Annotated in this window: 11 protein-coding genes and 1 pseudogene; 2 read left to right on the top strand and 10 right to left on the bottom strand. The window is 66.0% G+C overall.

Translation table 11 applies throughout. From position 1 onward, the window contains the following. The 4 genes and pseudogenes from DIE21_RS35120 to DIE21_RS35105 all read right to left on the bottom strand — a co-directional run. Nucleotides 1–77: pseudogene (locus DIE21_RS35120) on the bottom strand (electron transfer flavoprotein subunit beta/FixA family protein); the annotation flags it as partial. 229 nt (nucleotides 78–306) lie between these two features. Next, the gene (locus tag DIE21_RS35115; RefSeq protein WP_124501941.1) at nucleotides 307–1,101 is read right to left on the bottom strand and encodes a MetQ/NlpA family ABC transporter substrate-binding protein; all 795 of its coding nucleotides are present in this window, start codon (nucleotides 1,099–1,101) and stop codon (nucleotides 307–309) included. Between the two features lie 28 nt (nucleotides 1,102–1,129). Beyond that, on the bottom strand, nucleotides 1,130–1,783 hold the full coding sequence (locus tag DIE21_RS35110) for a methionine ABC transporter permease (RefSeq protein WP_124501940.1): 654 nt from the start codon (nucleotides 1,781–1,783) through the stop codon (nucleotides 1,130–1,132). Further along, nucleotides 1,773–2,807, bottom strand: coding sequence for a methionine ABC transporter ATP-binding protein (locus DIE21_RS35105; protein ID WP_124501939.1), 1,035 nt, complete (start codon nucleotides 2,805–2,807; stop codon nucleotides 1,773–1,775). Before DIE21_RS35105 ends, DIE21_RS35110 begins: the two co-directional genes overlap by 11 nt. Before the next feature lie 215 nt (nucleotides 2,808–3,022). On the opposite strand from DIE21_RS35105, the gene DIE21_RS35100 reads away from it, so the two are divergent. Further along, nucleotides 3,023–3,943: an alpha/beta hydrolase gene (locus DIE21_RS35100; protein WP_124501938.1), complete on the top strand. Its 921-nt coding sequence runs from the start codon at nucleotides 3,023–3,025 to the stop codon at nucleotides 3,941–3,943. Between the two features lie 22 nt (nucleotides 3,944–3,965). On the opposite strand, the gene DIE21_RS35095 is transcribed toward DIE21_RS35100, so the two are convergent. Beyond that, nucleotides 3,966–4,889: a histone deacetylase family protein gene (locus tag DIE21_RS35095; protein WP_124501937.1), complete on the bottom strand. Its 924-nt coding sequence runs from the start codon at nucleotides 4,887–4,889 to the stop codon at nucleotides 3,966–3,968. Between the two features lie 43 nt (nucleotides 4,890–4,932). Here DIE21_RS35095 and mltB point away from each other — a divergent pair, with 43 nt between their 5' ends. Continuing rightward, the gene (gene mltB / locus DIE21_RS35090) at nucleotides 4,933–6,279 is read left to right on the top strand and encodes a lytic murein transglycosylase B (RefSeq protein WP_185642911.1); all 1,347 of its coding nucleotides are present in this window, start codon (nucleotides 4,933–4,935) and stop codon (nucleotides 6,277–6,279) included. 76 nt (nucleotides 6,280–6,355) lie between these two features. Here the strand turns inward: mltB and cysM are convergent, their stop codons facing one another. The 5 genes from cysM to DIE21_RS35065 form a co-directional block, all read right to left on the bottom strand. Further along, nucleotides 6,356–7,258: a cysteine synthase CysM gene (gene cysM, locus DIE21_RS35085; protein WP_124501936.1), complete on the bottom strand. Its 903-nt coding sequence runs from the start codon at nucleotides 7,256–7,258 to the stop codon at nucleotides 6,356–6,358. 206 nt (nucleotides 7,259–7,464) lie between these two features. Beyond that, nucleotides 7,465–7,809, bottom strand: a complete 345-nt coding sequence (locus DIE21_RS35080; protein ID WP_124501935.1) for a helix-hairpin-helix domain-containing protein — start codon at nucleotides 7,807–7,809, stop codon at nucleotides 7,465–7,467. Nucleotides 7,810–7,882: 73 nt separating this feature from the next. Beyond that, nucleotides 7,883–8,875 carry an ADP-glyceromanno-heptose 6-epimerase gene (gene rfaD / locus DIE21_RS35075; RefSeq protein ID WP_124501934.1) on the bottom strand — a complete coding sequence of 331 codons (993 nt, stop codon included), beginning with the start codon at nucleotides 8,873–8,875 and terminating at the stop codon, nucleotides 7,883–7,885. A gap of 64 nt (nucleotides 8,876–8,939) precedes the next feature. Continuing rightward, the gene (rfaE1, locus tag DIE21_RS35070; protein ID WP_124501933.1) at nucleotides 8,940–9,890 is read right to left on the bottom strand and encodes a D-glycero-beta-D-manno-heptose-7-phosphate kinase; all 951 of its coding nucleotides are present in this window, start codon (nucleotides 9,888–9,890) and stop codon (nucleotides 8,940–8,942) included. A gap of 7 nt (nucleotides 9,891–9,897) precedes the next feature. Beyond that, the gene (locus tag DIE21_RS35065) at nucleotides 9,898–11,298 is read right to left on the bottom strand and encodes a UDP-glucose/GDP-mannose dehydrogenase family protein (RefSeq protein ID WP_124501932.1); all 1,401 of its coding nucleotides are present in this window, start codon (nucleotides 11,296–11,298) and stop codon (nucleotides 9,898–9,900) included. Nucleotides 11,299–11,307: the final 9 nt, after the last annotated feature.

The following is an 11,307-nucleotide window of genomic DNA, read 5'->3' as shown; positions in this document are numbered from 1 at the left end:
ACGCCCGTGTTGTCCGACTTCACGCGGACCTTCACGTTGTAATCGACCACTCTTTTCACTGGCACCAGGATTTTCATGCACACGCTCCAAAGTTACGAATACGACCAGAGGCCATTCTATAGCGAGGCCTCATGACTGCGCGGCCAAGCGGACCCATCCATCGCGGCTATCGAGGATAGCGCTCCTCGTCGGCGCGCCGGCAATAGCGAACGGTCGTTCTATTTTAAAAGAGAAAAAACCCGGACGCAAAGCCCGGGTTTTCGATCATCGACTCTAATCGTCGCCGGGCGCGCCCTGTACATCGTGTTACCAGGCAGCGATGACCGCGCCGCCGAACTTCTGTTCGATGAACTGCTTCACTTCCGTGGAATGGTAGGCCGCGACCAGCTTCGCGACCCACGGCTTGTTCCGGTCGGCCTCGCGAATCGCGAGAATGTTCGCGTACGGGCCGTTCGGGCCCTCGATCGCGATCGCGTCCTGTTTGGGCTTCAACCCCGCTTCCATCGCGTAGTTGGTGTTGATCGCCGCCGCGTCGACGTCGCCGAGTGAGCGCGGAATCTGCGCCGCATCGAGCTCGACGATCTTCAGCTTGCGCGGATTGTCGGCGATGTCGAGCGGCGTCGCCTTCAGCCCCGCATCCGCACGCAGCTTCAGCAGCCCCTGCTTCTGCAGCAACAGCAGCGCGCGGCCGCCGTTGGTCGGGTCGTTCGGCACCGCGATGCGTGCGCCTGGCTTGAGCTCGGCCAGCGACGTCACCCGCTTCGAATAGATGCCCATCGGGAACGTGACGGTATCGGCGACCTTGATCAGCTTGTAGCCGCGATCCTTCACCTGCGCCTGCAGATACGGATCGTGCTGGTAGCTGTTCGCGTCGAGATCGCCGGACGCGAGCGCCGCGTTCGGCTGCACGTAATCGGAGAATTCGACCACGCGGATGTCGAGGCCGCTCCTGGCCGCGACCTTCTTCACCACGTCCATGATCTGCGCGTGCGGGCCGCCCGTCACGCCCACCTTGATGGTTTCGGCCTGCGCATGTGCGCTCGCGAACAGCGCGGCCGCGCCGAATGCGGCCGCGAACTTCAGCATGAAGCGTCGTTGCATCGTCTCCCCCAACGGATGAATGTCGTTTTTACTTGTGGCTCAGCCGGCGCACGAGCCAGTCGCCGAACGATTGCACGATCTGCACGAACACGATCAGGATCGCGACGACCGTCCACATCACTTCCGGCAGATAGCGCTGGTAGCCGTAGCGGATCCCCAGATCGCCGAGCCCGCCGCCGCCAATCGCACCGGCCATCGCCGAATAGCCGACGAGCGACACGAACGTGATCGTCAGGCCTGCGACGACGCCCGGCAGCGATTCGGGCAGCAGCACCTTGAACACGATCTGCGACGTCGTCGCGCCCATCGACTGCGCGGCCTCGATCAGCCCGCGGTCGACTTCGCGCAGCGCGGTCTCGACCAGCCGCGCGACGAACGGCGCGGCCGCGAGCGTCAACGGCACGACCGCCGCGGCCGTGCCGATCGACGACCCCGTGACGAGCCGCGTAAACGGAATGACCGCGACCAGCAGGATGATGAACGGCGTCGAGCGCACCGCGTTCACGATGCCGCCGAGCACGCGATTCACACCGAGGTTCTGCAGCACGCCCTGGCGGTCGGTCAGGTACAGCAGCACGCCGAGCGGCAGCCCGACGAGCGCGCCGACCGCTCCCGAGATGCCGACCATGATCAGCGTCTCCCAGAACGACTGCACGAACATATCGAACATCTCACTCAACATACGAAAGCTCCTCTACCACCACGCCTTGTTCGCGCAGGAACGCAAGCGCCTGCCCGACCTTGCCCGGTTCGCCGCCCGCGAGCACCGCTAGCGACCCGAACGCCTGCCCCTGGATCTCGTCGATCTGGCCGTGCAGGATGTTGAAATCGAGTTCGTACCGGCGGATCGTCTCCGACAGGATCGGCTGGTCGACACCCGAGCCGGTGAACGCAAGCCGCAGCAAATGCCCGCTGCCCGTCTTCAGCCGCTCGGCCACGCGTGCCTTCAGCGCGGGCGGCAGTTCCTGCGCGATCACGTCGCCGATCAGCGCGCGCGTCACTTCGTGATGCGGCTGCAGGAACACGTCGATCACGCGGCCCTCCTCGACCACGCGGCCCGCGTCGAGCACCGCCACGCGATCGCACACCTGCTTGATCACTTCCATCTGGTGCGTGATCAGCACGATCGTCAGGCCGAGTTCGCGGTTGATGCGCTTCAGCAGGTCGAGGATCGAGCGCGTGGTCTCGGGGTCGAGCGCCGACGTCGCTTCGTCCGACAGCAGCACCTTCGGCTTGCTCGCGAGCGCGCGGGCGATGCCGACGCGCTGCTTCTGGCCGCCGCTGATCTGCGCCGGATAGCGATCCTTCTGCGCGGACAGCCCGACGAGGTCGAGCAGCGGCAGCACGGCCGCCTCGATGTCGGCGCGGCTCGCGCCGGCCAGTTCGAGCGGCAGCGCGACGTTGTCGAACACCGTGCGCGACGACAGCAGGTTGAAGTGCTGGAAGATCATGCCGATTTCGCGGCGCGCTTCGCGCAGCGCGCCGGACGGCAGCAGCGTGAGGTCGCGTCCGCCGACAACGACGTTGCCTTCGGTCGGCCGCGTGAGCAGGTTGATGGTGCGCACGAGCGTGCTCTTGCCGGCGCCGCTTCGGCCGATGATGCCGAACACCTCGCCCTGCGGGATCGTCAGATTGACGTTGTGCAACGCGTCGACCCAGCCGGTCGGCCCGGGGAAACGCTGCGACAGATTGCGTAATTCGATCATGTAAACAAAACGGCGGCCGGCTGGCGAGGCCCGCCAGTCGGCCGCCGATGCATCTGGAATAGCCGGCGATTTTACCGCAAACGCCTCATTCCACTTAATAATCGATTTCGATCTTTTCATAACCAGACGAAATTAGAGGGGCGCTGCGGGCGCGCCGCGGGCGTGTCGCGACTATGATCCGGAACACCTACGCCAACGAACAGGGGACACGCCAGATGACCGCCACCACCACGCCGGCCGCCGCGCCCGCCACCGCCGCACCGGAGCCGGCGTCGCTGCCCGCCCCGCGGATGGGCCGGCTGCGTACCGCGGACGGGCTCGAGCTGGCGTCGTACCGCTGGCCGGCCGGCGGCGGCACGGTGCCGCCGCGCGCCACGATCGCGCTCGTGCACGGCCTCGCCGAGCATGCGGGCCGCTACGCGGCGCTCGCGGCCCGACTGAACGCGGCCGGCATCGACGTGCTGGCGATCGACCTGCGCGGGCACGGCCAGTCGCCCGGAAAACGCGCGTGGGTCGAGCGTTTCGACGGCTATCTGAACGATGTGGATGCGCTCGTCGCCGAAGCCGCCCGCGGCGCTACGCCGCTCTTCCTGATGGGGCACAGCATGGGCGGCGCGGTCGCGGCGCTGTATGCGATCGAACGCGTGCCGGCCCGCGGCCATGCGCTGGCAGGCCTCGTGCTGTCGAGCCCGGCGCTCGCGCCGGGACGCGACGTGCCGCGCTGGATGCTCGCGATGAGCCGATTCATCAGCCGCGTATGGCCGACCTTTCCTGCAATCAGGATCGATGCCGCGCTGCTGTCGCGCGATCCGGCCGTCGTCGCGGCCAACCGCGCCGATCCGCTTGTGCACCACGGCGCGGTGCCGGCACGCACCGGTGCCGAAATCCTCGATGCGATGGCGCGCATCGAGCGCGGGCGCGGCGCGCTGCGCGTGCCGGTGCTCGTCTATCACGGCACCGAGGACAAGCTGACCGAGCCCGACGGAAGCCGCGCATTCGGCGCCCGCGTCGGCTCACCCGATCGTACGCTGACGCTATACGAAGGCGGCTTTCACGAAACGATGAACGATCTCGAGCGCGACCGTGTGATCGATGCGTTGATCGCGTGGATTCGCGCGCGCGTGCCGGCGCGCTGAAGCCGCGCCGCCCCGCTGCCGGTCAGATGCCGGCCAGCACGCGCAAGTGCGCGACGACGCTGCGGCCGAGCGCAGACAGGTTGTAGCCGCCCTCGAGACAGCTGACGATGCGGCCCTGCGCATGCCGGCGCGCGACGTCGACGACCTGCGCGGTCAGCCATTCGAAATCGGCCTCGACGAGACCGAGGTTGCCGATATCGTCCTCGCGATGCGCGTCGAAACCGGCCGACACGAACAGCATTTGCGGCTTGAACGCGTCGAGACGCGGCAGCCAGAACATGTCGACCGCCTCGCGGATCGCCATCCCGTTGCTGCGCGCAGGCATCGGCAGGTTGACCATGTTCGGCGCCTGGTGATCGACGCCCGAGAACGGATACAGCGGATGCTGGAAGAAGCTGCACATCAGCACGCGCTCGTCGTTCGCGAACGCGGCTTCGGTGCCGTTGCCGTGGTGCACGTCGAAATCGATGATCGCGACGCGCTCGATACCGTGGACGTCGAGCGCATGCCGCGCGGCGATCGCCACGTTGTTGAAGAAGCAAAAGCCCATCGCACGCGCGGGTTCCGCGTGATGGCCGGGCGGCCGAATACTGCAGAACGCATTCGCGTAACGGCCCTCGATCACCGCATCGGTCGCCGCGATCGCGGCGCCGGCCGCACGCAGCGCAGCGCGCCACGTGTCGCGGTTCATCAGCGTGTCGGGATCGATCTCGACGTAGCCGTCGACGGGCATCATGCTGCGGATGTAGTCGATATGGGCCTGCGTATGCACGCGGCCCAGCGCCACCTCGCTCGCGAACGGAGCGGTTTCGTGCACGATCAGGTCGTCGATGCGGCTCGCGATCAGCTGATCCTGGATCGCCGACAGTCGGGCCGGGCATTCCGGATGCCATTCCCCCATCTCGTGCAGCATGCAGTCGGGGTGCGTATAGAAGGCGGTTGCCATAAGCTGTCATCCACGACGCAGGGTGCGCCGCAGGTCTCCATCAATGATGTCCATCGTCTGCCGCGAATTCGCCGCTAACTTACCACATCGGTGCGCTGCCTCGCCCCGGCACGCAGGATGCGTCGGGTATACTGCGCCGAACCTCATCGCCCTGTCCGCCCGCTTCGACATGAATTCCAGCAAGCCTGCCGCCCTTCTCTCCGCACTGTTCCGCGTTCGCGTTCCGCTCGTTGCCGCTGCCGTCGCCGCTACGCTGGCCGCCGCGCCCGTCGTCGCGCAGACGCAGCCTGCGAAGTCGTCCGGCACGCTCGTCGCGCAGGCGCAACCGCAGCAGCCGGCGCCGCAAGGTCAGACCTTCGAAGAGGAAATCGTTCCCCAGCGTTACTCGAACAACGCGAAGGTCGATGCGTTCATCGACGAGATGGTGAGCCGCAACGGCTTCGATTCCGCGAGCCTGCATGCGCTGTTCTCGCGCACCAGCTACTCGGCCACCGCCGTCAAGCTCGTGAAGCCGGCGCCGACGCCGTCGGTGAAGAACTGGCGCGTCTATCGTTCGCGCTTCATCGAACCGATCCGCATCAACGCGGGCGTGAAATTCTGGAAGGCGAACCAGGCGACGCTGCAGCGCGCATCCGAGGAATTCGGCGTGCCGCCCGAGGTGATCGTCGGCATCATCGGTGTCGAAACGATCTATGGCCGCTACATGGGCAACTTCCGCGTGCTCGATACGCTGACGACGCTCACGTTCGACTATCCGGACACGCCGAATCGCGACAGCCGCCAGGCAACGTTCCGCAAGAATCTCGAGGACTTCCTGGTCTGGACCCGCGACAACCAGCTCGACCCGACCACCGTGCTCGGCTCGTACACGGGCGCGATCGGCATCCCGCAGTTCCTGCCGAGCAGCATCCGCGAGTATGCGGTCGACTACGACGGCGGCCATGTCGATCTGCGCAGCAGTCCTGCCGATGCGATCGGCAGCGTCGCGAACTACCTGAAGCAGCACGGCTGGGAAACCGATCGCCCGGTGGTCTGGCGCATCACGCCCGACACGGGCAGCCTCGGCATCGCACAGGCAGCAGCGGACGGTCAGCCCGAACCGCACTGGGCGCTGTCGCAACTGCTGCGCGCCGGCATGACGCTCAACGAGCCGATGGTCAACATCACCACCGAAGCCGGCACGCCGGTCACCGTGGTCGACCTGCCGTCGCCGGGTCGCGCGACCGAATACCTGCTCGGCCTGAAGAATTTCTACGTGCTGACGCGCTACAACCGCAGCTTCTTCTATGCACTCACCGTGTACCAGCTCGGCGAAGCCGTGAAAGCGCAGATGGAAGCGAGCGGCGCGCTGCCACTGCCTGCGGCGGATACGGAGGCGCCGGCGCAGTAAGCACGGCACGCACAAGGAAAAAGCGCCGCTTGCGCGGCGCCTTTGTATCGCGTGCTTCTGCGGATGCCGATCGGGCTCAGGCGGGAAACACGCCAGTCGACAGGTAGCGGTCACCGCGGTCGCAGACGATGAACACGATCGTCGCGTTCTCGACCTGGCGTGCGATGCGCATGGCGACGTCGCATGCGCCGCCCGACGAGATGCCGGCAAAGATGCCCTCGACGGCCGCGAGCCTGCGCGCCATCGTTTCCGCAGCGGCCTGGCTCACGTTCTCGACACGATCGATGCGGCTGCGATCGAAGATTGTCGGCATATACGCTTCCGGCCACTTGCGAATGCCCGGAATGCGCGACCCCTCTTCCGGCTGCGCGCCGATGATCTCGATCGCCGGATTCTGTTCCTTCAGATAGCGCGACGTACCCATGATCGTGCCCGTCGTGCCCATCGCCGACACGAAGTGCGTGACGCGCCCTTCGGTATCGCGCCAGATCTCCGGGCCGGTTCCTTCGTAGTGCGAGACGGGATTGTCGGGGTTGCCGAACTGATCGAGGATCACGCCCTTGCCTTCGCGCTGCATCTGCTCCGCGAGGTCGCGCGCCAGTTCCATCCCACCCTTTACCGGCGTCAGGATGATTTCGGCGCCATAAGCGGCCATGCTCTGACGACGCTCGACCGACAGGTCCTCCGGCATGATCAGCACCATCTTGTAGCCACGGATCGCCGCGGCCATCGCGAGCGCGATGCCCGTGTTGCCGCTCGTCGCCTCGATCAGCGTATCGCCCGGCTTGATGCGACCGCGCACCTCGGCCTTGCTGATCATCGACAGCGCCGGGCGATCCTTCACGGAACCGGCCGGATTGTTGCCTTCCAGCTTCGCGAGCACCACGTTGTTGCGTGCGCGAATCTCGTCGTCCGGCAGGCGGACCAGTTGCACGAGCGGCGTGTTGCCGATCGTGTCTTCGATAGTTTTGTAAGCCATGGAGATATCGTGAGTGCGAGGCCGATCAATCAATTGATTGTAAACCAGCACGGGGACTCGCGCCGGCAACCCCATCGCGACGATGGAATAGGCGTGCGTCACGATTCACGATTGTGCACATACAGCATGCACGCAAAAAACCCGCGGCATGCCGCGGGAAGCCGTCGCAACGACGGCGACTGAAGGAGCCTTTTGTCTCGTGTGCGTTACTTCTGCGCGGTGCGCGCAGGCGCCGCGGCAGGTTTCGCCGCAGCGGGCTTGCCCGCGGCCGGTGCCGTCGCACCCGAGCCTGCCGCGCCGATCGTCAACCCCTCCTGCTGAAGGCGCTCGACCGTGTGGCCGCCCATGCCTTTCACGCGCGATGCGAGATCTTCTGCATTCCTGAACGGACCGCGCGCGCCGCGCTCGTCGAGAATCGCCTTTGCCCGCGCGGGACCGATGCCCTTGATGCCGACGAGTGCATCCTCGTTCGCGGTGTTGACATCGACGGCCGCCCAGGCCGACGCGATCGCGCCGAACATCGCGGCGGCGGCAAACCATTTCCTGATCATGTGCTGGATCTCCGATGAAAACGGTCGGCGGCTGCCGACCGTGAGACCCAGTCTAGCGATGCAACGCGTGCGTTTAAACCTGGCCGGACAGCCAACGCACGTAGCGGTCGACACCTTCCTGCACCGTCAGGAACGGCGCATCGTAGCCGGCAGCACGCAGTTTCGTCTGGTCGGCCTGCGTGAAGCACTGGTACTTGCCGCGCAGCGCGTCGGGGAACGGCACGTATTCGATCAGCCCTTGCTCGACCTGCTGCGCGAGCGTCAGCGGCGGCAGGTTGTCGAGCGCGCGCAGCGTGTTCACGACCGTCGATGCGATGTCGTTGAACGGTTGTGCACGGCCGGTGCCGAGGTTGAAGATGCCCGACTTCTCGGGATGATCGAAGAAGAACAGGTTCACCTTCGCGACGTCCTCGACCGACACGAAGTCGCGCGTCTGCTCGCCCGGCGCATAGCCGTTGTACTCGCCGAACAGCTTGACCTTGCCTTCCGCGCGGAACTGGTTGAAGTTGTGGAACGCGACCGATGCCATGCGGCCCTTGTGCGTCTCGCGCGGACCGTACACGTTGAAGTAGCGGAACCCGGCGATCTGGCTCTTCGCGCTCGGCAGCACGCGGCGGATCACCTGGTCGAACAGGAACTTCGAATAACCGTAGACGTTCAGCGGCGCCTCGACCTCGCGCTCCTCGACGAAACGCGTCGAGCCGCCGTAGATCGCGGCCGACGACGCATACAGGAACTGCGCGCCCTGCGCGAGGCACGCATCGAGCACCGCGCGGCTGTAGCGGAAGTTGTTGTCCATCATGTAGCGGCCGTCGGTTTCCATCGTGTCCGAACAGGCGCCTTCGTGGAACACCGCGCGTACCTTGCCGAAATCGCCGCGCGTGAAGCGCTCGACGAATTCCGTCTTGTCGAGATAGTCGTCGATCTCGCAATCGACGAGGTTGCGGAACTTGTCCGCGCGCGTCAGATTGTCGACCGCGATGATGCGCGACTCGCCGCGCTCGTTGAGCGCCTTGACGATGTTCGCGCCGATAAAACCGGCCGCGCCGGTGACGATGATGGTCATGGTCGTTCTGCCTGAAAAATTACAAGACATCCGTGCGACGCGCTCGGCGCGCCGCCGGGTGCGCTCAGTGAAACAGTTCGTCGTAGTCTACCGTGGCCGTACCGAGCTTGCCGACCACGATGCCCGCCGCACGGTTCGCGAGCACGACGGCATCGACGAGCGGCACGCCTGCACCGAGCATCGTCGCGACCGTCGCGATCACGGTATCGCCCGCGCCGGACACGTCAAACACCTCGCGCGCGAGCGCCGGTGCGTGCAGTTCGCCCGCTTCGGAAAACAGCGTCATCCCCTCTTCCGAACGCGTGAGCAGCAGCGCATCGAGATCGAGATCCGCGCGCAGCTTGGCGACACGCGCGCGAAGGTCGTCTTCCGATTTCCACTGACCGACGACTTCGCGCAACTCGGCGCGGTTCGGCGTGATCAGGGATGCGCCGCGATAGCGAGCCCAGTCGTCGCCCTTCGGGTCGACGAGCACCGGCCTGCCGGCCGCACGCGCCTTTTCGATCATCGTCGTCACGTGCGTCAGACCGCCTTTCGCGTAATCCGACATCAGCACGACGTCGTGCTGCGGCAGCAGCGCATCGAAACGCGCGAGCCCGGCGAGCAGCACCTCGTGCGTCGGCACCGCCTCGAAGTCGACGCGCAGCAGCTGCTGCTGGCGCGCGAGCACGCGCAGCTTGATGGTCGTCGGCAGGGAAGCATCGCGCTCGAGATGAGGCGTCACGCCGCTGCTGTCGAGCAACTCGACGATCCGCTCGCCCGGTTCGTCACAGCCGACCACGCACAGCAGCCCGGCCTGACCGCCAAGCGTCACGGCGTTGCGTGCGACGTTGGCCGCGCCGCCGAGGCGCTCTTCCTGACGCTGCACGTGCACGACGGGAACCGGCGCTTCCGGCGAAATGCGGTCGACGTTGCCGAACCAGTAGCGATCGAGCATCACGTCACCGACAACGAGCACGCGCGAACGCGCAAGCTGCGCGCGCGGGACCGGCACCACTTCGCGAAGGGTAGTCATCGTGCGTTCATCCACGGGAGAGGGACTGGGGATCGACATGCGGACGCCCGATCGCGTGGTAGTCGATGCCGAGTTCGGCCATCGCGTCCGGCTCGTACAGGTTGCGCCCGTCGAAGATCACCGGCGCCTTCAGTTCGGCCTTCAGGCGCGTGAAATCCGGGCTCCTGAATTCCTTCCATTCGGTGACGATCACGAGCGCGTCCGCAGCCGTCACGGCCGCGTCCTGCGTCTCGACGAAGTGCAGGCGCGCAAGCGCGTCGGACCCTTCGCCGAGATCGAGCGCGAACACGCGGCGCGCCTCGTCGATCGCGACCGGATCGTACGCGCGCACGGTCGCGCCGCGCCCGAGCAGCGCGGCGATCAGCCGACGGCTCGGCGCCTCGCGCATGTCGTCCGTATTCGGCTTGAACGCGAGGCCCCAGACCGCAAATTCACGGCCGGTCAGGTCCGCGCCGAAGCGCTGTTCGATCTTGCCGATCAGCACGTCCTTCTGCGCGGAATTGGCCGCTTCGACGGCCTCCAGGATACGCAGCGGCTGGCCGTTTTCGGCCGCGGTGCGGATCAGCGCCTGCACGTCCTTCGGGAAGCACGAGCCGCCGTAGCCAACGCCCGCGTACAGGAAGTGATAGCCGATGCGCGGATCGGAACCGATCCCGCGGCGCACGGCTTCGATGTCGGCACCGACCTTGTCGGCGAGATTCGACATCTCGTTCATGAACGAGATACGCGTCGCGAGCATCGCATTCGCCGCATACTTCGCGAATTCCGCCGAACGCACGTCCATGTAGATCGTGCGCTCGTGATTGCGGTTGAACGGCGCGTAGAGTTTCTTCATCTTCTCGCGCGCCACCGTGCCCGTCTCGTCGTCGTCGACGCCGATGATGATCCGGTCCGGGCGCATGAAGTCCTCGACTGCCGCCCCTTCCTTCAGGAATTCCGGATTCGACACGACCGAGAAGCGATGTGCGACGCTGCCCGCGAGCCCGCGGGCGCCGAGCGCCTCGTCGACCACGGCGCGCACGCGCTGCGCGGTGCCGACCGGCACCGTCGACTTGTCGACGATCACCTTGAACCCCGTCATGTGACGGCCGATGTTGCGCGCGGCCTCGAGCACGTATTGCAGATCGGCCGAGCCGTCCTCGTCGGGCGGCGTGCCGACCGCGATGAACTGGATCTCGCCGTGCGCGACGCTCGCCTCGATGTCGGTCGAGAAGCGCAGGCGTCCTGCCGCGCGATTGCGTGCAATGATGTCAAGCAGGCCCGGTTCGTGAATCGGCATCCCGCCGTTGTTCAGGATCTCGATCTTGCGCGGATCGACATCCAGGCAAAAGACGTCGTGGCCGATCTCGGCGAGACAGGAACCCGTGACTAGACCGACATAGCCGGTGCCGATGATGGTGATTTTCATAGATGTTCC

It is taken from the genome of Burkholderia sp. Bp9140, assembly GCF_003853425.1.
Taxonomy (GTDB): Bacteria; Pseudomonadota; Gammaproteobacteria; order Burkholderiales; family Burkholderiaceae; genus Burkholderia.
The sequence above is the reverse complement of the archived record's forward strand: the minus strand, read 5'-3'. Positions and strand labels throughout refer to the sequence as shown.